Source organism: Pseudoalteromonas sp. R3, assembly GCF_004014715.1.
In the GTDB taxonomy this organism is placed as follows: domain Bacteria; phylum Pseudomonadota; class Gammaproteobacteria; order Enterobacterales; family Alteromonadaceae; genus Pseudoalteromonas.
The window spans coordinates 2,272,758-2,295,397 of sequence record NZ_CP034835.1; the positions used below are offsets into that span (position 1 = coordinate 2,272,758).

Annotated in this window: 19 protein-coding genes and 2 pseudogenes; 9 read left to right on the plus strand and 12 right to left on the minus strand. The window is 43.1% G+C overall.

Annotation, left to right across the window (positions count from 1 at the left end; genetic code table 11):
* Nucleotides 1-2: 2 nt before the first annotated feature.
* Genes ELR70_RS14865 through ELR70_RS14875 form a run of 3 tightly spaced genes read left to right on the plus strand, consistent with a single transcriptional unit; the run spans nucleotide 3 to nucleotide 2,294 of the window.
* On the plus strand, nucleotides 3-617 hold the full coding sequence (locus ELR70_RS14865) for a DUF3164 family protein (RefSeq protein ID WP_054015083.1): 615 nt from the start codon (nucleotides 3-5) through the stop codon (nucleotides 615-617).
* A gap of 7 nt (nucleotides 618-624) precedes the next feature.
* Entirely contained in the window at nucleotides 625-1,152 is a 528-nt protein-coding gene (locus tag ELR70_RS14870) for a hypothetical protein (RefSeq protein WP_054015082.1), read from the plus strand.
* Nucleotides 1,153-1,154: 2 nt separating this feature from the next.
* Nucleotides 1,155-2,294 carry a phage minor head protein gene (locus ELR70_RS14875; protein ID WP_235577080.1) on the plus strand — a complete coding sequence of 380 codons (1,140 nt, stop codon included), beginning with the start codon at nucleotides 1,155-1,157 and terminating at the stop codon, nucleotides 2,292-2,294.
* 597 nt (nucleotides 2,295-2,891) lie between these two features.
* On the opposite strand, the gene ELR70_RS14880 is transcribed toward ELR70_RS14875, so the two are convergent.
* The 5 genes from ELR70_RS14880 to ELR70_RS14900 all read right to left on the minus strand — a co-directional run bounded on the left by ELR70_RS14880 (nucleotide 2,892) and on the right by ELR70_RS14900 (nucleotide 9,885).
* Nucleotides 2,892-3,281 carry a response regulator gene (locus ELR70_RS14880; protein WP_277749868.1) on the minus strand — a complete coding sequence of 130 codons (390 nt, stop codon included), beginning with the start codon at nucleotides 3,279-3,281 and terminating at the stop codon, nucleotides 2,892-2,894.
* 8 nt (nucleotides 3,282-3,289) lie between these two features.
* Entirely contained in the window at nucleotides 3,290-4,897 is a 1,608-nt protein-coding gene (locus ELR70_RS14885; RefSeq protein WP_128064618.1) for a PAS domain-containing hybrid sensor histidine kinase/response regulator, read from the minus strand.
* A 143-nt stretch (nucleotides 4,898-5,040) separates the two neighbouring features.
* The gene (locus tag ELR70_RS14890; protein WP_054015079.1) at nucleotides 5,041-7,713 is read right to left on the minus strand and encodes an ATP-binding protein; all 2,673 of its coding nucleotides are present in this window, start codon (nucleotides 7,711-7,713) and stop codon (nucleotides 5,041-5,043) included.
* A gap of 65 nt (nucleotides 7,714-7,778) precedes the next feature.
* Nucleotides 7,779-8,822 (minus strand): HD domain-containing phosphohydrolase, encoded by a 1,044-nt coding sequence (locus ELR70_RS14895; protein ID WP_054015285.1) that lies wholly within the window; start codon nucleotides 8,820-8,822, stop codon nucleotides 7,779-7,781.
* A gap of 85 nt (nucleotides 8,823-8,907) precedes the next feature.
* Nucleotides 8,908-9,885: a response regulator gene (locus tag ELR70_RS14900; RefSeq protein WP_241566310.1), complete on the minus strand. Its 978-nt coding sequence runs from the start codon at nucleotides 9,883-9,885 to the stop codon at nucleotides 8,908-8,910.
* 458 nt (nucleotides 9,886-10,343) lie between these two features.
* Here ELR70_RS14900 and ELR70_RS14905 point away from each other — a divergent pair, with 458 nt between their 5' ends.
* The 5 genes and pseudogenes from ELR70_RS14905 (at nucleotide 10,344) to ELR70_RS14925 (ending at nucleotide 15,865) form a co-directional block, all read left to right on the plus strand.
* Nucleotides 10,344-10,727 carry a response regulator gene (locus ELR70_RS14905; protein WP_054015078.1) on the plus strand — a complete coding sequence of 128 codons (384 nt, stop codon included), beginning with the start codon at nucleotides 10,344-10,346 and terminating at the stop codon, nucleotides 10,725-10,727.
* Nucleotides 10,724-11,634 (plus strand): annotated as a pseudogene (locus tag ELR70_RS14910) (AAA family ATPase). The gene ELR70_RS14905 and the pseudogene ELR70_RS14910 overlap by 4 nt, the downstream one beginning before the upstream one ends.
* Nucleotides 11,635-11,636: 2 nt before the next feature.
* Nucleotides 11,637-12,587, plus strand: a complete 951-nt coding sequence (locus ELR70_RS14915; RefSeq protein WP_054015076.1) for a DUF58 domain-containing protein — start codon at nucleotides 11,637-11,639, stop codon at nucleotides 12,585-12,587.
* Entirely contained in the window at nucleotides 12,577-14,523 is a 1,947-nt protein-coding gene (locus ELR70_RS14920; RefSeq protein WP_054015075.1) for a DUF3488 and transglutaminase-like domain-containing protein, read from the plus strand. Before ELR70_RS14915 ends, ELR70_RS14920 begins: the two co-directional genes overlap by 11 nt.
* A gap of 4 nt (nucleotides 14,524-14,527) precedes the next feature.
* Nucleotides 14,528-15,865 (plus strand): Na+/H+ antiporter family protein, encoded by a 1,338-nt coding sequence (locus ELR70_RS14925; protein WP_054015074.1) that lies wholly within the window; start codon nucleotides 14,528-14,530, stop codon nucleotides 15,863-15,865.
* Between the two features lie 66 nt (nucleotides 15,866-15,931).
* On the opposite strand, the gene ELR70_RS25440 is transcribed toward ELR70_RS14925, so the two are convergent.
* The 5 genes and pseudogenes from ELR70_RS25440 to ELR70_RS14950 form a co-directional block, all read right to left on the minus strand.
* Nucleotides 15,932-16,843 (minus strand): hypothetical protein, encoded by a 912-nt coding sequence (locus ELR70_RS25440; protein WP_235577078.1) that lies wholly within the window; start codon nucleotides 16,841-16,843, stop codon nucleotides 15,932-15,934.
* 8 nt (nucleotides 16,844-16,851) lie between these two features.
* Nucleotides 16,852-17,364: a GNAT family protein gene (locus ELR70_RS14935; RefSeq protein ID WP_054015073.1), complete on the minus strand. Its 513-nt coding sequence runs from the start codon at nucleotides 17,362-17,364 to the stop codon at nucleotides 16,852-16,854.
* 214 nt (nucleotides 17,365-17,578) lie between these two features.
* Nucleotides 17,579-18,010, minus strand: a complete 432-nt coding sequence (locus ELR70_RS14940; protein WP_046004424.1) for an acyl-CoA thioesterase — start codon at nucleotides 18,008-18,010, stop codon at nucleotides 17,579-17,581.
* Nucleotides 18,007-18,791: pseudogene (locus ELR70_RS14945) on the minus strand (M23 family metallopeptidase). The gene ELR70_RS14940 and the pseudogene ELR70_RS14945 overlap by 4 nt, the downstream one beginning before the upstream one ends.
* A 55-nt stretch (nucleotides 18,792-18,846) precedes the next feature.
* On the minus strand, nucleotides 18,847-19,701 hold the full coding sequence (locus ELR70_RS14950) for a 6-carboxytetrahydropterin synthase (RefSeq protein WP_054015072.1): 855 nt from the start codon (nucleotides 19,699-19,701) through the stop codon (nucleotides 18,847-18,849).
* Between the two features lie 360 nt (nucleotides 19,702-20,061).
* On the opposite strand from ELR70_RS14950, the gene fabA reads away from it, so the two are divergent.
* Nucleotides 20,062-20,577: a bifunctional 3-hydroxydecanoyl-ACP dehydratase/trans-2-decenoyl-ACP isomerase gene (fabA, locus tag ELR70_RS14955; RefSeq protein ID WP_010384707.1), complete on the plus strand. Its 516-nt coding sequence runs from the start codon at nucleotides 20,062-20,064 to the stop codon at nucleotides 20,575-20,577.
* Nucleotides 20,578-20,654: 77 nt separating this feature from the next.
* Here fabA and rmf read toward each other — a convergent pair whose 3' ends face one another.
* Both rmf and serS read right to left on the minus strand, forming a co-directional pair.
* Nucleotides 20,655-20,825, minus strand: a complete 171-nt coding sequence (gene rmf, locus ELR70_RS14960) for a ribosome modulation factor (RefSeq protein ID WP_010384607.1) — start codon at nucleotides 20,823-20,825, stop codon at nucleotides 20,655-20,657.
* Nucleotides 20,826-21,341: 516 nt separating this feature from the next.
* Complete coding sequence (gene serS, locus ELR70_RS14965; RefSeq protein WP_054015071.1) at nucleotides 21,342-22,631, minus strand: serine--tRNA ligase; 1,290 nt, start codon at nucleotides 22,629-22,631, stop codon at nucleotides 21,342-21,344.
* Nucleotides 22,632-22,640: the final 9 nt, after the last annotated feature.

Sequence of the window (22,640 nt, forward strand, 5' to 3'; positions counted from 1 at the left end):
ACATGAACGGTATACCTGAAGGCTTTATGAAAGACGGCAAAGGCAACCTGGTTGCAGTCGTCAACATCAAACAAACAGATCTTATAAAGGATGAGTATGTACGCAAGGCTGTTGCCAAGGCCAGACAACAACAAGCTGAACTAGCCGCGTTCAAACAGGCACAAATGGAGGAATCAGACGACTTTCTGGAGCTATTGGCACAAGAATATGACGTAAACCTGGGCGGCAAAAAAGGCAATATTACGCTGCGTTCGTTTGACCATTCACTGTCTGTAAAAATCCAGGTGCAGGAACGCATCGAGCTGGGCCCAGAGCTACAAGTCGCTAAGCAAGTGATAGACGAGTGCCTGAACGAATGGACCGAAGGCGGCAACCAAAACATCAAGGCGATCGTGAACAAAGTATTTGCCACTGATAAGCAAGGCACGTTAAACCCACAACGGATCTTAAGCCTGCGCCGCCTGGAAATATCGGACGATACCGGTAAATGGCAAAAGGCCATGGACATTATTGCCGAGTCAGTCACAGCAATTGATAGCTGTAGATTCATCCGTTTCTATGAGCAAGATGAGCAGGGCGCTGATCAGGCAATTTCTTTGGATATAGCAAAGCTCTGAGGTGACTATGGGACCAATAGCGATTGCCGTGGGCCTGGCAAAGTTAACAGGCCTGGACGAAAAACTGGGTGACTGGCTATCAGGCTCAAACGCCGCTGGCGTGGCCAACAAGGTCATTGATATAGCCAAAACCGTTACCGGCACCAAAGACCCCGCCAATCTGGTCGATGCGTTAAGTAGCAATGACACATTACAAACGCAGTTTCGTCTGGCTGTGCTCAATAAGGAGCAAGAGCTGGCAATTCTTGCCCTGAAAAATGTACAAGGTGCCAGGCAAATGCAGCAGGCGGCGCTGGATCAGGATGATAGGGTGGCCAAGCGGTTCATTTACTATTTTTCCTGGTTCTGGGCAATCGCAACCTCTCTATATATAGCAGCAATAACGTTTGTAGATATACCAGAGGGCTCAGAGCGATTCGCCGATACGATATTGGGTTTTCTGCTGGGTACCACACTCGGCGCAATTCTCAATTTTTTCTATGGCTCCAGCCAGGGCTCAAAATCAAAAACTGATTTGATCGGCAGGTATAAATAATAATGCCTGCGAGTACTGATCCTCAATATGGTCACAAGGTGCAATTCCGCGAGGCCATAAACCACTTTAAAGACAAAGTCCAAATCCCCACTGAGTCATACAAAGACCTGATGGGCCATATCCATGCGCGTGCGTTTACGGTTGCCGGTGCAACCAAAACCGCGCTGCTAAACGACCTCTATACAGACGTACTAAAGGCCATCGAGGACGGCGAGACGATCACTCAGTTTCGTAAGCGGTTTGATGAGACCGTGGCTAAACATGGCTGGTCATACAATGGTAAGCGGGGCTGGCGCACTCAGGTTATATACCAAAACAACAAAAACACCGCACGTGCCGCTGGCCGCTGGGAGCAACAGACCAGGCTAAAAGAGCGACGACCGTATTTGTTGTATCTAACAGCCGGTGATCAACGCGTAAGACCCAAGCACCAAACGTGGCACTATATATTGCTACCGTTGGAGCATAAGTTCTGGGATACACATTATCCACCAAACGGCTGGATGTGCCGCTGCAAAGTAGTCAACCTCAGCGAGCGAGACATTAAACGTATGGGCCTGACAGTCACGCCAGACTCAGCGATTAATGCCCACCTAAAACCGTTTAAGGTCGTCGACCCACAAACGGGCGAAGAATTAGAAAAATTACCAGGCATAGATCTCGGCTGGAATTACAATCCTGGTAAAGCATGGCTGGGTGCCGATCAGTCAACCGGTAAAATGCTCGCAGGCCTGGATAAAAACCTACGAGAGATCACGACGCCGTTGTTTAACGGCGCAATTAAGGAAGGCCAACGTTACTATAAAAAGCAGGTTGCCGCTGCAGCAGCTCGCCAGGCACTCAACAAGCCAGAGACAGGCCGCGTATTCTCGTTAGGCCATTTGCACAGCGACGTATCTAACGACGTACTCACCAAAGCACCGCAAACCAAAAGCACACTGGTAGTCATAGACGAGCCCATGATCAAAACAGCCATTCAGGTTTTAGGCTACGAGCAAGCAGCCTCAATGATGGATATAGTCCAGGCAAACGGCCTGAGCACATTCAACCAAAGCGTGATCCAGTTAACCATTAACGATGTGCTGATCATCATTGAGGTAATGCCAGACCAAAACCGCGTGGTGGCCATTCAGCAGATTTAAACGGGGTTTAAAGGCGTTTTAAAGTGTGTTTAAAGCCCGTTTAAAACGGCGATTAATGATCTAATTCTAAACGTATTGTGAGCAGGAATGAGCGCGGAATGATATGAAATGAGCGGTTTTTGTCTAAAAACAAACGTAATTTGCAAACAGGTGATTTTTTAGCTAGGATCTGTTCAGGCCTTGATTAATAGGGCTTTCAGAGCGACGACCAACCGAATTTCCCATCTTGGCTAAATCTAGAAATGAACGACCCCTTACACCAAGCCCTTAAGCGGAAAGAGCAGAATAAAGCAAAGATATAAGGACAAAACATACGGCATTGTAAACAGACTCTCAGATTTATTATCATAAGCTTAGTCACTAACCGTAAACTTGCCATGAATATATCATTTAACATAACGTAAATTATAGGTTGTTATTAACTAAGTAATTTGAGGTTGGTGTGGGACCTCCTAATAAGTCTACTATGTCCTATACTAGACGGTATCGGACATTTTAAGTGTAGAGGTTAACACTTTTTGCTTGGCTGTGCGTTGCTCTCCAAATCTCTAACTCGTTGAGCTCACGTAACCATAATTGGGTGATGATACATGAACCTCATTTTTGAAACGGCCGGTTTTCTTTGTCCGCAGTACCAAGAGCAACATCAATACTTTCTTTTAGTATGCTCATCTCAATAGGCTTGGTAATGTAATCTGTAAACCCCAGCGCCTTTGCTGTTTCTTTATCTGCTTCCATCGCATTTGCGGATACAGCAATAATTGGAATGTTCTTTGTTTTATCATGGTCTCGAATTGCCTGGAACACCTCATATCCTGATATGTCGGGCAAATTAATATCTAACAAAATTAAACTGGGTAATAATTCATTAGCCACTTCTATTCCTGAGTTGCCGTCAACGGACTCATAGTATTCGATGCCATCCAACCTGCTTATCATTCGTTTCATCAACTTTCTATTTGTTATATTATCTTCAATATACAACACACGTGAAGCTATTTTTCATCAGTTCCAACTATGCGTAATAGAGGAAGTGTAAAATAGAAAGTTGACCCTTTACCTTGCGTACTAGATGCACCAACCACTCCATCCATGGCCTGAACTAACTCCCTGACGATTGTAAGTCCAATCCCAATACCCTCTTCTCCTGTATATTCGTCAGATGCTCTCTCAAATGGAGAAAAAATTGTTTTTAACTGCTCCTTGCTAATTCCTTTCCCCGAATCTATAAAGCTAATTTTCACTTGTTCTTCTGAGGTTTCAATCAATATTCTTACCGTCCCTCTTTCAAAGTTATAATTAATAGCGTTATCGATTAGGTTTGTAATTACCTGCTTCAACTTTGAGTAATCTGCAGTTACAAAAAATTCTTCTTCATGGTTAAAATCCAAGGAAATACTCTTACCTAACGCTTTGGGTGTAAGTAACTTCAACGACTCTTTCACAGCCTCATTGAGAGAAACCTCCTCCAGTTTTAGATTGATATTTTTATTTTGAATTGCATTGATTTGAAGTATATCATCAACCATAGCCATAAGAGCCTTACTGGCCAATGCGATTTCTTTTAAATTATCTCTCTGTATTTCAGTTAGCTCTTCGTCATCGAGTAATTGTGTAAAACCGATAATAGCATTTAGAGGAGTGCGTAGTTCATGGCTCATTCGAGAGAGAAATTTTGACTTAGCTTTATTGGCGGCTTGGGCTTGTTGAGTTGCATTTTCTAATTCAAACGTGCGCTGCTTAACCTTTTCCTCAAGTGTCTCTCTATATTGACTTAGCGCGATTTCATACTTTTTTTGCTCTGTGATATCTCTCACTATACCAGTGAACATTTTTTTGTTGTTGATGTTCATTTCACTTATTGAAAGTGACAAAGGGAACACAGAGCCATCTTTTCTCTGACCCAATACTTCTCGTCCTGAACCTATTACCTTTTTAATGCCGCTTACTTTATAATTATTTAGGTACTGATCATGCTCTTGTTGATAAGGCTTGGGCATTAGCATTTTTATGTTATTTGCAATGACTTCATCGGTTTTGTAACCAAAAATTTTCTCTGCCGCAGGGTTAAAACTTTCAATAACCCCATATTCATCGATAGTAATTATGCCATCAATGACAGTTTCAATTATTGCTTTTATACGAGCAACTTGGTCTCCCAGTAATGACTTCTGTTCTACAATATCTGATATATCCCGCACAATTCCTGTGAACATAACTTCGCCGTCCACTTGCATCTCACTTACAGAAAGCTCCATCGGAAATAAGGCTCCATCGGCCCTTTGGCCAACAACCTCTCTACCTAGACCGATTACCTTAGCACTCCCTGTTGTAAGATAACTATTTAGATAGTAGTCATGTTCAGCTGTGTAAGGTTCTGGCATTAACATTTTTACATTATGTCCGATAACCTGATCTTTTCTGTAGCCAAAAATTCGCTCTGCAGCAGGGTTAAACGTCTCAATTACTCCTTTCTTATCAATAGTAACAATCCCATCAACAACGGTATTGATTACAGCTGACAACCTTGAATACTGAGAGGCTAGTTGAGAATTCAACTCGTCGAATTTATCGACATTAAAACCCTTTTCGTTTTTACTCATTACACCACCAAAAGACCTTCTCAATTAGCTTTTAAAGCTCCACTTAAATAAAAAACCGCTTAGCAGTTATAAAAATCACACTTCTGAAAAACAGCGTGGTAATTATTTAATTGTGAATAAAAATAAATAAAAAAATCCGATTTCTATATTCCTTCTTTAGGCAATCTGATAGTGAATGTACTACCAACACCGAGCTCACTTTCTGCATATAATTCCCCATGCATTAACTCAATCAATTTTTTTGAGAAAGCTAATCCGATCCCCGTACCTTCTGTTTCAGTGGACTCTGCTCCCAATCTATTAAAAGGTTGGTAAAGCTTTTCCATATCACCTTCGGAAATCCCTACTCCACTATCGCTAATAGAAATTTCACAATGCGCTCTTCTATTCGCTATTCTCACCACTACCTTACCTCCTTTTTTGTTATATTTTATCGCGTTTGATAACAGGTTTATTATTACTTGCTTTAACCTCATAGGATCACACTTGACTTTTACTTCTTCAACATCATTAACTTCCAAATCTATATCATTATCAATACAGCTAGCCTTAACCAAGCAGGTACATTCATTTATGATGCTGTTAACAACACAGACACTACTTTTGACACTGTATTTCCCAGACTCTACTTTAGATAAATCTAATATTTCATTTATTAGGCTAAGTAAATGCCTGCTAGCTTTCAATATTTCATATAAATCATCTTTATCATCACCAGATATGCTTTCTGATGATTCTAAAAGCTGACCAAAGCCAAGAATTGCATTGAGTGGTGTTCTAAGTTCATGGCTCATACTAGACAAAAATTCAGATTTTGCTTGGTTTGCCCGGTCGGCTTCCTCCTTAGCTAGTATGAGTTTTCGATCGTTTTGAATTCGTAGTAACTCCAAGGAAACACGGTCAGCAAATACGGCGATGAGAGATTTTATATAGTCACAATTATATAACTTCTTATCGCTCATTAGCCCAATGCCTCCTAACACTTCTCCATCTAGAGTACTGAGCGGAGCTGCAATAAATGCCTCGATATTGTTTTCTTGCAACCATGGGTCTGCCGGAAACTTCCGTGAAGCACCTTCTTCATAAAAACAAATTGAATTACTTTTGATATACTCACACGGCGTTCCTTCAAGTGCATAAGTAAATTCCTCCAAAAACTCCCCATTACTGAAAAGCGAGATTGTTTTTGCTACACCTGGCTGACCAGTCATAACAGATATAAAACTGCAAGTGGCTCCTGTAGCTATGCACAGCGCCTGTGTTGTTTCGTCGAAAAACTCGTGACCAATCGCTGTGGAAGTGCTTATAACCATCGCTTTAAGTGCTTCTTGCAACATTTTATTGGCTGTAATATCTGTACGGATAGATACATACTGATTAGGGTGACCATTTTCACCAATAAGAGGAACTATTGTCGAATGCACCCAGTATAAGCCACCATCCTTACGCCGATTACAAATATCACCTTTCCAGGTTTTACCTTGAGATATAGTTTTCCAGATATCTTTGTAGAAAGATGAGTCGTGGGTATTGGATTTAATTATCCTGTGATTCTCACCAATTAGCTCTTGTTCTGAATAGCCGCTTATTTGACAAAAATAATCATTCACATAGGTTATGTTACCTCGCCTATCTGCAACACTTACAATTGCATGGGAATTGATGGCCTGATGCTCTTTATCACGCTCCAGCATTTCTTTTCTCAACTCATTTTCCAGGCTGTTTTTAATTCTATAACGACTAGCACGGACTGATATCGTAAGGCATAGGTGGTGGTGTTCGGCAGGCTTAAGTATGAAGTCGTCAGCACCAGATTTTATCGCATATAAATGTGAGGCTAGTGTTGAATCACCAGAAAGGAAAACAATTGGAATATCCGTGAAACCTAACTGTTCCCTGATCAGCAGAGCCAGTTCAGGACCTAGAATTTTTGGCATATGAAAGTCAAGCAATATTACGTCTGGGTTTAGTTCTTGAAGTTTATCAAGCACAGCTAAGGGCTCAGAAAACTCGAATGTTTCAAAGCCTTGTTCCTGAAGTATTTTGGCGTACGTACTTAACGTCAAGGCATTATCATCAACGATCAATACCCGATAAGGGTTCTCATCACAATCACTTTTTAGTGAACTTACCAAAGGCGCTATATTAACTTCGTGACAAGGTAATTTTATATGCTGTTCTACTCCAGCTTTCAACAAAGCAAGCCTGGTATCACTTTTGAAGAATGCTCCCGACATTAAGACAAGTCTGATGTCAGAATTTTCACTCGACTTTATTGATTTGACAATAGAAATAAGCTTTGGGTCTTCTGGTTTTCCATTCCACTTTAATATTACCGTTCTAACAACTTTACATTGACTACTTATTATTTTTATAAAATGTTCAAGATCAACAGCAGTTGACACCGAAAAATTTAGGCGAATAAGAATATCTTTTAACTGCAACCGGTCTGATTCAATATCATCAATGACAATGATTTCACTCTTGTCTTTATTAATTTTGTCATCGATCGGAGCATTCTTTGAGTACAGGTCAATATTTAAAAGGATTTGCATGAGCGCTTCAATGCTGTCATGCATTGTTCCAATTTCGTATTCGGATGGCCCACAATCAAAAAATTTTAAGTACTTTTTAATTGTCTTATTTAGAAATGAACTTGGATAAACAAAATTACTTTCTTGGTTAAATAGCTCTTCAAAGTTCTCACTAATTGAATATAGCAACTCACGGCTCAACGGTGTCGAATTACTTTCGTATGCTTCAATTTGAGACCGTAATTTATCTAGAAGACGAAAAAGTTTGTTAACGATAAACATGCCGATGTTTCCTTTTTAGCTCTTCAATTCAGTGCAGATTTTTTTAAAGCTTTACTTGCCCTCTTTCAGTCTTGATACTGATTCTTTATCTCGTTTATCTCATCAATATTATCTATAAATATATCAACCAGTTTAGGATCAAAATGTTTGCCACTACTACTTTTTATATAATCTATTGCCTCAGAAGCTGGCCATGCATGTTTATAAGGGCGCACAGATGTCAAAGCATCATAGACATCGGCAATGGCCGCAATGCGGCCTTCTATCGGGATTTGCTCCCCAAGAAGTCCTTCTGGATAGCCCGAGCCGTCCCACTTTTCATGATGAGTCAGAGCGATATTTTTTGCCATTACCATCAAATCAGACTCGTCGCCTTCTAGGAGTCGTCCTCCTATGGTTGCATGCGCTTTCATTTTTTCCCATTCATCTGTGGTCAGTTTGCCCGCTTTTAGCAAAACGGCGTCCGGTACCCCTATCTTGCCTATATCATGCATTGGGCTAGCATTGAGGATCAGGTCAACATCATATTCATCCCAGCCTAGTCTCTGGGCGATAAGCTTACAGATATGACTCATACGTAATATATGGTTGCCGGTTTCCTCGTCTCTGTATTCGGCCGCCATGCCAAGTCTTTGAACAACGCTTAAGCGAGTATCGTGTAGCTCCTTGGTACGCAGTAATACCATCTGCTCTAGTACGTTTGCCTGATTATTCAGCATTTTGTGTGCCAGATGAGCTTCCAATAAATTCCTTACACGGACCAGTAGTTCATTTTTTTCGAACGGCTTTGTAACATAGTCTCTAGCACCTTTTTCCAGAGCTTTAAGAGTACTTTCGCTATCGTGCTGCGCTGAAATCACTATGATAGGCGCCATCGGTACTGACTCTAATGAGAAAAGCGCATCCATTACATCGAAGCCATCCATATAGGGCATATTGATATCGAGTAAAATCAAATCAGGCAGGAGCTTCTTATATACCTCTACACATTCACGTGAATCAGATAGCAAGTGCAGATTATGGTAACCTTTTGAACTGAGCAGCCTTTGCAGTAATTTCAGGTTAGTAGGGTTATCATCAATAGCCAAGATCACCGAGTTTTCTCTCATTTTTTCCACAATATCGCCGCCTACTAGCCTTTAAGTCTTAGGTAAAAGAGTGCACTACGGTGAACTCTGATGTTAGTGTTACGCACTACTTGGGCTGCTCTATAATTCTTAACTGCTGGGTGATACGAAACAGCTTATCCTCTATAACAAAAGATATACCTTGTGCTTCCTCAACAACTTCTTGCGCTTCGTCAATCAGACTCATAAGTGCGGCCTCTTGCTCTTCATCCAGTCCAAGTGTTATCACCTTTAGTTGAATATCCTGAGACAGTTTGCTGATGAACTTTGCAATTTGATTGTCTTGCTCTTCACAGAGCGCCTTGATTGTCGAAAAATCTCCCTCCAGCTGACTTTTTAGTTCCTCAATTGCTTTTTTGCGTATATGTTCTTTTTCCAGTTGTTCTTCAATAAACTCAATGCGGCTATCAACTATTGTAAGTAAGATGGCGAAGTTGTCTCTGGCTCGTCCCATAAGCAATTCATCATGAACGGGCATTCCTTTGACTAACATTGAACAAAACCGTGAGTTAAAAAGCATGTTTGATCCAAACGGGACTATTCGTTTAGCCACCCTACCCAATTCAAGGATCTCACGCTCCAGATCGGTTGTACTTTGCTTGGGAAACTGATGATATGTATTGGCAACTCGAAACTCACAGCTACACCTAACACCCGCATTACCATAATACCTTCTTATATTTTCAAAAAGTTCTTCTATTTCAATAACATCTAAACTATCTGTAAAAAAACTAATAAGGGTTCCCAGCTCATTTGCTTGTTGCATTGAACAAAATGCAGTATCCGAGGCCATTTCAAACTGCTCTTTAAGTAATGCTCGCTCCGAAATACGAACTTCCACCCTCTTTAATTTTTCGAGCAATTCGTTAACATCTACAGGTTTAGAAATATAATCATCTCCACCACACCCGTAGGCCAAGAGCTTATCTTCACTTGAGTCCAAAGCTGATATGAATATCACTTCACACTCTGCATATGTTGCGCAACTTCTGAGCTCTTTGACCAAATCGTACCCTGTGTAGCTCTGTCCCAGCATTATATCCATTAATATAACGTCTGGTTTATGCTGTTCAAGAAGGGGAAAATTGGTTCGCTACCATCCGAAGAAGCTATATCAAACTTACTTCTCAAAGCCCGCTCCAGTAGCGCTCTGTTTTGCGATTTATCGTCTACTGATAGTATTCTCACAGCCATCCTTCTTGGTGGATCAGTTAAGAAAGTTTCATACAAAAGATAGCCAACACATGTATTACCCGCAAATCACATAGCACCATTTATTAGCCTGAAAGTCAGTGAACGTTGGCTATCGACTAATCGATATCGTTCACTGCTTGATGTGAGATTTTGAGAAATACTGGTATATCTTTCAGTAGGTATGCATAGGTTTATGTGTTAGCCACCTGGTCGTTAAGATGAATTTACAGTTAATTGATAAAATGCCATTGAGCTCACTTTACGCTTGTCTTAGTATTAGCCTTGTCGTTCAAAAGAAGTAAATACAATATGGAACTTGTCAGACCCCTAGAGCCAATTTTGATCATCGATGACGTCGAAGATGTACGTAGTTACCTGATAGACATTCTTGAAAATCTGGGTTTTGAAGAAGTCTATGAGTCTGAAGACTTTAAATCAGCGATGCCATTGATGGCTGAAAAATTACCTAATGTAATTTTCCTGGATATAGAATTGCCAGATACAGATGGCACACAAATTCTGGAATACATCAATGACAATTACCCCAATGTTCATGTCATTATGTGTTCTGGGCATAACAGTCTCGAAAACGTGCAAAATACCTGGGAGTTGGGCGCAAAAGGCTTTATTGCTAAACCTTTTAACGCTAAAAAAGTCGATTCAGTAATGAAAAGACTCGAAATGATTGCATGAATAAAACCACCGAAGAAATAATCAACCAGCTCTCAGAATTGATACTGGGGAAAGAAGAGCAGATCAAGCTCGCTGTTGTCTGCCTGCTTTGTAAGGGACATCTGTTAATTGAGGACTTGCCCGGCATGGGCAAAACTACCCTTTCCCACGGTCTTGCGAATGTGCTTGGATTGAGTTACCAACGAGTTCAATTTACCAGTGATCTGTTGCCTGCCGATATAACCGGTTCCAGTGTATTTAATAGCTCACAGCAAAGTTTTGACTTTCACCCTGGGCCTATTTTTAGTCAGGTATTGCTCGCCGATGAAATAAATCGAGCCAGTCCAAAAACACAAAGCGCTTTGCTTGAGGCAATGGAAGAACGTCAGGTCACGGTTGATGGTAAGACACATCCTTTGCCGGACCCATTTTTTGTCATTGCAACACAAAACCCATTGCATCAATCGGGACTCATCCACTTCCAGAGTCGCAGCTGGACCGCTTTTTTTTGCGGATCAGCTTAGGCTACCCGGATGAACAAGCCGAGAAAAGTCTTATTTTGGGTAATAACCTGCAAAGGCAGACTTTGAGCGAAATACCATGCGTATTAGACCTGAATGCACTGGCCGCACTTCAGCAAACGGTACTTTCCATCAACCTGTCAGACTCCGTGGTGCAATACATCATCAACCTGGTAAATTTCACGCGTTTTAGCGGGCAGTTTAGTGATCCCCTGTCACCACGTGCCAGTATCGCTTTAGGGTTGGCAACTCGTGCTTATGCGCTAACCTTGGGGCGGGATTATGCATTACCAGATGATGTACAGGCCGTATTTGGAGCCGTTGCCGGTCATCGTCTGAATATTGCCACACATGAGCTGGATGATGTCGTCAAGGGGATCTTTGATAACGTCGCGGTTGTACTGTAACAATGCGCAGTGACTGGCTACAGTCCTGGCTGGCTGATATGATCAAGCGCAAGCACAGCGCTGCGCAAATCACTCTTTCGCATCATAACATCTATATTGTTCCGTCAAGGCAAGGCGCATTCTTTCTATGTATGGTGATCCTTAACTTTGTTTTGGGTAGTAATTACCAGAACAATCTGATACTCGGCGTCGCGTATATTATGCTTCTGATCCTGGTACTTGCGCTGATTTATGGGTACCTAAATTTGCATGGCCTGACGATACAGTTGTTGGATATTAAGAACAATTTTGCATCTAAGCCTGTCGAAGTACGTATCAAACTTACTACTCCTCATGACTGCTACTCTCTGGATATAGCAAGCCAGGAATATGATTCCAGCCCCAGTAATCACAACTATTATCAAGGGGTAACAGTCGCCTCACTCTTTTTACACCCTGAACAAAGGGGCCGATATCAGCTTGGTCGAATTAAATTATCCAGTCGCTATCCGTTCGGTTTGGTGCGGGTCTGGACCTACCTGAATGTAGACAAAACATTTTGTATCTACCCAGCTCCACTGACGTGTCAACTGACATTCAGTGCTCAGGAAGCTACCGAGTCTCAGGGTCAGTATTTACAACAAAGTACACAAAGCCATGAAAACTTTGATGGCCTGGAACGGTTCAGACCGGGCATAAGCAAAAGCAGAATATCCTGGCGACACTTTGCTAAAAACCAGCAACTGTTGGTTAAACAGTACAGCGGCGACAGTTATTACTCCCAACATACTTTTGACTACGCCGCGCACGATGGTAACAAAGAAGTACGCTTGTCAAAACTTTGCCACCAGATCCTTGAAGCAGACAAGCAAGGTGACGTGTTCGCATTACGCCTGAGTAATGCAGTTCAGGTTGACGTTGATCGTGGAGACAAACATCGGGAAACGTGTTTGGAGGCACTAAGTGATTTCTGACAAGCTCCTGGGGGCACAAACCTTAATCACAACGGTGATATATGGTTTAGTCAGTCTCTTGCTGTTTAACCACTTTGGGGTTGTATTTACCAGCGCTATGTTGCTTATCGTGTTGTTTAAGGTAGCAATCTATCGAGGCCTAGTTAAAGGGCCCTCCGAGACAATGATCAACCTGCTGGCTTTTACTGTCATACTGGTCGTATTTGTAGCGATAGGTTTTTCAAATCTGGTGGAAATGTTTGTATCCTTATTGTTGGGTGCGTGCGCATTGAAGACGATTCAGGCTAAATCAAAAAAACAGGCAATGTCTGTTCAGTTGCTCAACTTCTTTGTTTATCCCTGCTTTTTTATCTTTTCTCAGAATGTTTTGTCACTGTTGTTTGTACTTGCGATGTTGGTAGTAAACCTGGCTCAAATGCTTTGGATAGAACATGGTATTGAGCTTCGCAGCGCCACAAAACAAGCGAGTAAACACCTGTTACTCGCTCTTCCCTTGGCCGCTATCATGGTTGTTCTACTCCCTAAAGTTTCACCGTTTTGGCAACTTCCCGGTGCCAAAAAAACGCAAACGGGATTGTCTGAAGATATTGACCCTTTTAAGATCTCTGAACTGTCTCGCTCAGACGAGTTGGTGTTCAGGGCTATCTTGCCCAATAATGCACAAATGCAACCGCCGTTTTACTGGCGTACTTTGGTACACGATAAATTTGACGGCACAAGATGGCGGGTATCACCGCACCATGACGTGCCGCTGCAGACGCCCTATAGAGCAGTCGGTGAAAGCTATACTGTGATTGCCAGAGCATCTGGTAAAACCTGGTTATATAGTCTGGGCCAGGCAAAATCGACTACGCGCGGGGTTAATACCAACCACTTTGGTACTTTGTTTATGCAAAAGCATCTCAGCAGTAGCATTGAATACCAGGTGACGCCCATCCACATATCAGGTTCCGGACTAGTAAACTGGCAGTATAGAGTCAATACCGCATTGCCGGAAGAAATTAACCCGCTAGCTACTGAGCTGTCTCAGCAATGGGATAGTCGTGCCAACAATACCGCTGAGTTTATTGAGCAAATGAAACAATACTTTGTTCAGAACAGTTTTCGTTACTCACTTAAGCCTCCGCCAATCAATGCTACAGATAGCATAGACATGTTTTTAACCCAGACTCGGGAAGGGTTTTGTGGTCACTACGCCGCAACGGCCGCCTTTCTGTTGCGTGCAGCGGGAATTCCTGCTCGCCTGGTTTCAGGATATCTGGGTGGTGAATATAACGACGAACGTGGCTATTATAGCGTCTATCAGTATGACGCCCATGCGTGGGTAGAGTACTATGTGCCACAACAAGGCTGGTATCGCCTGGACCCAACAGCCTGGATTGCACCAGACAGACTCACGGGCTCTTTGTCAGAGTTGACAGCGCTCGAAGAGGAATTTAAAGATAACCTGGGCCTGAGCCTGATGTCTTATTCAAATCTGGCTCTGGTAAATTGGCTCAGACTTCAGATTGAGCAACTAGATTACCAGTGGACACGCTGGGTGTTAAATTTCGACCATCAGAAGCAATCACGGCTGCTGAGAGACTTATTCGGTCAATACCATAAAATATTACCGGGACTGAGCGTGTTTTTACTATTGATCGCGATATTTGTCATACGCTTTTGGTACCTGCAACGACAGCAGATTGTAAAATTACCAGAAGCTGTCAGACTGCATCACGCAGTATGTCGCCTTGGAGGGGATGGACTACACAAAGTCACCCCCGCACAAGCTTTGTCTGCGTTGCAATCTCAATATCCCGCTTTATCGCAGGAGCTGGAAGAATTTAACCAATACTTTGTAAAATCGAGATTTTCCCGAGCGCCGTTAACCAAGGTGGAAGCTGCAAGGATGAAGGCGCTGGGTCGTTTAATAATAAAAAAGGCGAAAAAATAACATTATGAATGCTGTCATTATTGGTGTTTTGCTGATGCTCGGCCTGACACTATTTAGAGTAAACGTGATTGTTGCAATGACGATCAGTGCTATGGTTGCCGGGCTAAGTGCCGGCCTTGGGTTATCGGAAACACTCAATGCGTTTAATTCCGGCCTCTCCGGTGGCGCAGAAATTGCGCTGAGCTATGCCATGTTAGGTGCGTTTGCTGTTGCCATTTCTAAATCTGGGTTAACCCAGATCCTAGCCGACAAGCTGCTGTCACTGGTCCACGGCAATCAGCAAAGCTCTAGTCAGCTGTTAAGTATGCTGATTATGGTTATTATTCTGGGCTGCTCTGTCGCATCACAAAACCTTATTCCGGTGCACATCGCTTTCATCCCAATCCTGATACCGCCACTGTTAGTGATATTTAATCAGCTGAATATCGACCGCCGAGCCATTGCCTGTATATTGACTTTTGGTTTGGCAACTTCCTATATGGTGTTGCCTTATGGATTTGGCGGTATCTATCTTTATTCAATTCTGCACAAAAACTTGGTTGATAACGGCCTAGAAATAATCAATACACAAGTCCCCTATGCCATGGTGATCCCGGCACTGGGAATGCTAATTGGCCTGATCATTGCGGTATTCATCAGTTACCGTAAACCGCGTCAGTATACTCATGATGAAGTGACGTCCGATATGCTACAGCCGGGCATCATGAGTCATGATGCTCAAGAAAAACGTAAGGTTATCATTGCTGGCACTCTTGCTATCGTTTGTTCCTTACTTGCACAGAACGTCAGCGGTTCAATGATTCTGGGCGGTCTGGTTGGCGTTATGATGTTCAGTCTGTTTGGTATTGTTAAGTGGGACCAGAGTTCAGATGTATTCAGTAAAGGCGTTGCTATGATGGCGATGATTGGCTTTATTATGATCTCTGCACAAGGTTTTGCGTCTGTTATGAAAGAAACCGGTCACGTTGCCAGTTTGGTAAGTGCGTGTGCTGATTTTGTTGGAGAGAATAAACCATTGGCCGCTGCCATGATATTACTGGTGGGTTTACTTATTACTATGGGCATCGGTAGCTCCTTCTCGACGGTGCCTATTATCGCAACTCTGTTTGTACCTCTATCAATGGAAGTGGGCTTTTCTGCTATGGCAACGGTTGCACTTGTTGGAACAGCAGGAGCGTTGGGAGACGCAGGTTCACCGGCATCTGATTCGACCTTAGGACCAACATCCGGTTTAAATGCCGATGGTCAACACGACCATATCTGGGATTCAGTAGTCCCAACTTTTATTCACTTTAACATCCCTTTGCTTATCTTTGGCTGGATTGCTGCAATGGTGCTATAGAGCAGAGAAAGTCGACCTGAAGGTCGACTTTTTCTTTTTTTGTATCAGCTAAAACCCAATACCCCTTCAGCTGTCTTTTAAATCGCTAAATAACACATCAAACCAACGAATATCCTCAGGACCGAGCTTAGCTTGTTTGTACAATAATGGGTCGAGATACACATCTTTGTAGATATGATACATAGCAATTTCCGTGAGTACTCGCCACTTATCGCCGTTAAGCTCCTTTATTTCAGCGGTACTAAAATTAAAATCAAGCAACGGGTCGTGCTGATTCTCTGTAGTACGTAACGCAAGATCTAGCTGTTGTAAAATCGGGTTGATAACCTTAACCGTGCTTGCGTCGCCGAACTCTCTAAGTATGTTTTCTTCTGCTTGTCTGATAGCTTCGACTTCTTTATGCTCGGCCAACTTCTGCGCAGCTGGCCTGAGTGTAAATTTTGAGACTATGCCTGCAACACCCGGGAGTAAAGCTTTAGCAGCGATCCCAGCCCCCAACAAGGGGTTAGTTAAAGCCGCAACACCGCCAATCAAAAGCATACCATAGGTTAGTTTGCGGTCTAATGCGTCTATCTGATCAGCCAGGGAATGCAGTGAACCCGGGTCTGCGCTGGTTCGCTCTATAGCAAGCTGTGCAGCACAGTTAACCATATATTCTCGCAGCTGGGCCTCAGCGTGGGTGGTTGGAAAGTGAAAAATACGCCTTTTTGGCAGCTCATTAACTTCAGGCACCCCTTCGGGCAGGTTTCTTATAGTATGAAGTGCAAAGCCGTGCTCACTAAGCGCAAAGGGTACGACAAAATAATGCTTCTCATCATACCTTATGCCGCTGTTACTTGCAGTCCTCTCCACGGACATGAAAATAGGCAGTCCATTCACTTTTTCTTTTACAAACTGAAAGCCTGATGCCAGCTCTGCTGACACTTTTTCCGGCATCTCAGACAACATTACTTTGCCTTTGTTAAGTAACTCTTTCATACAACCCTTTATGACAAGTCCGCGGTATATATACACATAGTTTTTGGTAGTTTATCTTGCATTGGAACCACATAGCGCCGGACCAGTTTAGCCCCTGCCCGTTGCGCGATTTTGATGCTTGCGACATTAAAATCCAGGCAATGAAACTCGATATGCCGCATTGCTAGCTCTTCTTGTAATCTGGGTAACATCACTCGGAGAACTTTATCCATTATTGCATTACCGCGTGCTGTTTCACAAAGCCAGTACCCGATTTCACAGGTATTGGGTGCCTCTACCGATTTAATAGCAAAAACACCAATAAATTGATGATGATACATAATAGAAAAATAGCGACTGTCAGACATAGCAAGACGTTCTGAGATATACTTTTTGGCGCCATCCAGATCCGTAACAGACGCTGCCCAGGGCAAGTAAGTTTCCAGGCTCTCCCTGCTCAACTCTACAGCTTCCAGTAGTACACTCGCCTGTTTTATGTTTAGCGGAGTGAGGTTTAAATACGGTGAGATGTCGTAATCCATGAATTCCTTCCAGGTAAACTGCTAAAAGCACCTTCCCGCCACATTGATGATACTGCAAACCAGCTCGATTATAAAAGGCGGTTTGGTGAAAAATGGGGACACAAATCAGTCATTGCTAAGTTTATGAACTCAAGCCTTTGTATGATGTGTTCTTGTGTGATGAAAGGAGTCGTTCTGACTCCTACATAAAATAATGCTGATTGCGAACTGTCCGTTAACTAAAGCCATTCAACATTTGATCACAAACTACTGGCGTTGGTCTGTGGTTGTCATCGACAGCTACAAATGTAAAGCTGCCAGAGATGGCCAGGTGCTTATCATCTTTGTGCATGGTTTCCAGGTAAATGTGAACTTCCACTTTTAAGCTGGTGTTACCGACATGAACCACGTTAGCTACGAGCTCTGCAAATGTGCCAGCCGGGATCGCTTCTTTAAAGTCGACTCTGTCTGATGAAATGGTTACCAAAGGTTTGCGGCAAAAACGCGTCGCAGCAATAAAGGCCACCTCATCCATCCAGGCTAACGCATCGCCACCAAACAGTGTGTTATGGTGGTTGGTACGACCTGGAAATACCGTTTTGGTAACCGAGGTTTGCGAGTCTTTAATTCGTTGAGCTATTACTGCGTCTTTATCTGTTTGTGTCATTCTTTACTGCTTTTCGTTGCGAGTTGATCAATCATTAGAAGTTGTGGATCCAGACGTTCATTAAACCAATTAAAACGCCAGTCCAAGTGTGGCCCTGTTACCCTGCCGGTTGCGCCTATGTCGGCAATATGGTCGCCAAGCTCTACCAGCTGCCCTTCCTTAACATGTAACTGGTTGAGGTGTATATAGGTAGAGGTAATACCATATCCGTGGTCCAGGATCAGAGTGCCACCACTGTAATAGAGATCTGGATTAGCAAAAACAACTTTGCCTGAGACAGGGGCCAACACCGGTGTGCCGGTTTTATTGGCAATGTCCAATCCAAAATGGGGTCTTCTGGGTTTGCCATTAAAATAACGCTGGCTGCCGTAAACCCCTGATATTCTGCCCTTTGAAGGACGGTACACCGGGTCATCAAAATACGGTAAAGTGCTCAGCTTGCTTCTAGCGGCACTGACCTGCGCACCTTCTTTACGGATCCGAGCCAATACTTCCTTTGGTGGTGAGACATATTTTTTCTCAACCCCGGTAATGCGGTCAATGTCATAGTCGCGAGACGTGATCAGCAAAGTTTTAGTGTGGGTTTTGCCGTCTTTGTCGACCCAGCTCAGACTATGTTCAACGCCGGCGTCTCGGCCAAAACCAAATACAAACTTGCCATCCGGGGCTATGGCAAGGTCTTTATCGTTAAGCCTGGCAGATTGCACCCCATCCAGCTGCGCAATTACCATCCCCCCTGGGTGAGTGATCCTTTAAGCTCAATGGCATGAGCAGATCCCATACCAAGGCATAAACCGGCCAAAATCGTGGCCGTTTTCTTTGCTTTACTTAGCCAATCAGGCATAAGCGATTGCTCCTTTTCCAACGCCCTCAAACGCCTTCACTTTCACTTTTCGCTCTGGATACTGTGCTTTGATCTCACCGGCGAGATACTCTGCAATACACTCAACGGTGCTGTCACAGGGGATCAAGTCACAACGTGATTTGCTGATGGCCAGCTCAAAGTATCCCTGAGATGCCGAGTAAGCAAAAGCATAATCATTGTCGCGTGCAGTAATGTGCTTTAGTGCGCTTGCATCAATCAAATCTTCTTCACTGCCAAGATAGATGTCCTGCCAGCGCTCCGCCCACTCCTTTTGCAAACGAGGCATGCTAATATCATCAAGATAAATGCCAATGTCAGAGCGGTGTCCGTGAATAATACGCTGGCAGTTACCGTCATGCTTTTTCAAGCCGTGACTGTAATGGTAGTAAAAACTGCGACTAGGCTCAGGGCGAAGTTCAATTTCGACGTCCTTCACGTTATCAGGCATGTTAGGCAAGATTTGTTGCTTCAAAAACGCAATCACAGCGTCTTCGTTGATAACGTCACCCTCGACGATACAAACAGCTTCGTCAGGTGCACTCATAGCGAGGTGATGACCGCAAAATTCACCGTCAAACCTCACTCTGCCGTCTTGCGAAGACAAATTGCAATCCAGTTGACTTGGAATTGCCAGCTTATGATCAATTGTGTCATCTATAATGGCCTTGATCTGTTTCTTTACCTTGGCAAAGTCCAGCACCATAGACTCTTCATTCAACTGGCCATGCAATGTCATATCAACAATCCAGCTCTCGCCGACGGCGCCGCGTTTACTACACAAGTAAGAAAAATCAATTACCGTCAAAGCATCTACAAAAAGGATCATAAACTTCCGTTAACATTAAAAACGACTAAGTCAATTATAAAGATTTTTAACACAAAAATCGCCCTGAAAGGTCGAGAAACAAGGAAATTATCAATATGAGATGACTATTTGAATGGTTTTCATTCATTAACCTCAACCCTGCCAGTTTGTTGCGCTTTAAAAACGCCATTATTCTGTGAATATACGCATATAGGGTAATAGCGCTACTAGAATGACGAAGCTCAGCAGTGGTAATTGATAAAGAATTCGGCGCCAAATGGTTAAAGTGCTTAAAGAGCAAGCAAATTTTAACTGTTCAGAGTTGTTTGGCGTACAAGTGTAAGCTAAAGTAGCGGCAATTTAAGACTAAGATTGAAGATTATGGAACCAAAAAATAGCTATACAAAAGAAGAACTGATCCTCTGTGCTGAAGGCAAAATGTTTGGCGAGAACAACTGTCGCCTGCCAATCGATAATATGCTCATGATGGACCGTATCATCGAGATTAATGAAGATGGCGGTGAATTCGGTAAAGGCCAAATCGTTGCAGAGCTGGATATTAACCCTGATCTGTGGTTTTTCGACTGTCACTTCCGTGGCGACCCGGTCATGCCAGGCTGTCTGGGTCTGGATGCAATGTGGCAAATCGTCGGTTTCTTCCTGGGTTGGTCAGGCGGTCCGGGCCTTGGTCGAGCACTGGGTGTAGGTGAAGTTAAATTCACAGGCCAGATCTTGCCAACCGCTAAGAAAGTAACTTACCGTGTAGACATGAAACGTGTTATCAAGCGTAAGCTGTTTATGGGTCTGGCAGATGGCACAGTAGAAGTTGATGGTCGTGTGATTTACGAAGCAAAAGACTTGAAAGTTGGCTTGTTCCAGGACACTAGCGCATTCTAAGTATCTAGCGTCTATAAAAACAAAGCCCCTTTACAGGGGCTTTTGACATTGCTTAGTCATTAGATATTTATAGGAATTTAGGTTTTGTACATGTTGCGGTTATCTATGGCCTCTCGCCATCCCCCCAACCATTCGGATCTGTGCTCTACTTGCTGATATGGACATAAATCTTTGGACCGGCCCGCTAAACCTGCTTTAAATCCCTGGGCATGTGCTCTTTCTAAACGGTCTCTTTTCTGTCTCTTCATAGGTAAATTCCTCACCTTCATATTTTTCAAGTTGCTTTCGTCGTTACGACATCCACATTTAATAAATAGTTAATAAATTCGTAAATATCAATCCGTACGAAACACGACAATGTCCTCGGTACAATTTGATTCAGTGCTTCGCCGCAGGCTGCCTGGCAGCCGATAGCTCGAATTTCACTTAACTACTAACATTTCTACTATTGCATATGGTTAAACAACGGCCGACTGCGAATGCACTTTTTTGCCAGACACACGTCGACTAATTCAGGATTGGCCAAACCTTCAAAAACAATAAATCATATATCGTTTTGACATGCAACATGCTGACGATGAGTGAGGATAATAAAAACGGCATAAAAGAGAAATTAATACAACAAACCCGACTTTCTTAGCTAATTTATCTTTTTTACTCTTTTTTTAGGCTTGTTTATTGATATTTAAGCGTAAAAAAACATTCATTAATTTGTAATAAAAAAGGCCGCTGGAATGCGGCCTTAGATCAATGTGTTAAGTGTTTTACTGAATTATCTCAAGACCGCCCATATATGGTCTCAATACGTCTGGCACAACAATAGAACCATCAGCTTGTTGATAGTTTTCTAATATTGCAACCAAAGTACGGCCAATTGCTAATCCAGAGCCATTTAGTGTATGGAGTAATTCTGGCTTCTTCTCACCTGCACGACGAAAACGTGCCTGCATACGTCGAGCCTGGAAATCTTGCATATTTGAACAAGACGAGATTTCGCGATAAGTGTTTTGTGCAGGTAACCAAACCTCAAGATCATAGGTTTTAGCAGCGCCAAAGCCCATATCACCAGTACACAGAACCACTTTGCGATAAGGTAGCTCCAACGCCTGTAAAATACCCTCTGCGTGGCCTGTCAGCTCTTCCAGTGCTGCCATTGAGTCTTCTGGCTTAACCAGCTGCACCAGTTCTACTTTATCAAACTGGTGCTGACGGATCAGACCACGGGTGTCGCGACCATAACTGCCCGCTTCACTTCTGAAACACGGTGTGTAAGCAGTCATGCGAACAGGTAGCTCTTTTTCGTCGAAGATTTCATCTCGAGCACAGTTAGTCAAAGGTACTTCAGCAGTAGGAATAAGGCTGTAGCCGTCTTGGTCTTCACTCAGTGCCTCAGTGTGGAACAAGTCTTCTGCAAACTTAGGCAGCTGACCGGTACCATAAAGGCTTGCTTTATTGACCAGGTAAGGCACACACATTTCCGTGTAACCATTTTTATCTGTATGCGTATCCAACATAAATTGCGATAATGCACGATTAAGGCGGGCAATACCGCCACGCATCACGGTAAAGCGTGAGCCACTTAACTTAACACCGGTTTCGAAATCCAAACCCTTGCCCAGCGCTTCACCCAAGTCAACGTGGTCTTTTACTTCAAAGTCGAATGTTTTAGGCTCGCCCCATTTACTGATTTCAACATTTTCGCTTTCATCAGCACCCACAGGCACATCTTCGGCCGGCAGATTAGGTAAGGTTGCTGCAATATCTTGCAACTGAGCCAGCACTTCATCCTGCTCAGTTTTTGCCGCACTGAGCTGATCGCCCAGATCTGCAACTGCATCAAGTAGCGGCTGAACGTCTTCCCCTTTTGCTTTGGCCTGGCCTATCGCCTTGGAACGGCTGTTACGCTCACTTTGCAGCTCCTGAGTTTTGGTCTGCAGTGTTTTTCGTTTTTCTTCCAGCGCGTTAATAGCTGCTACATCAAGTTCAAAGCCACGTTTTTTCAAACGCTCTGCTGCTTCCTCAATGTCCTGGCGTAAATACTTTGCATCTAACATAGTTTGTTC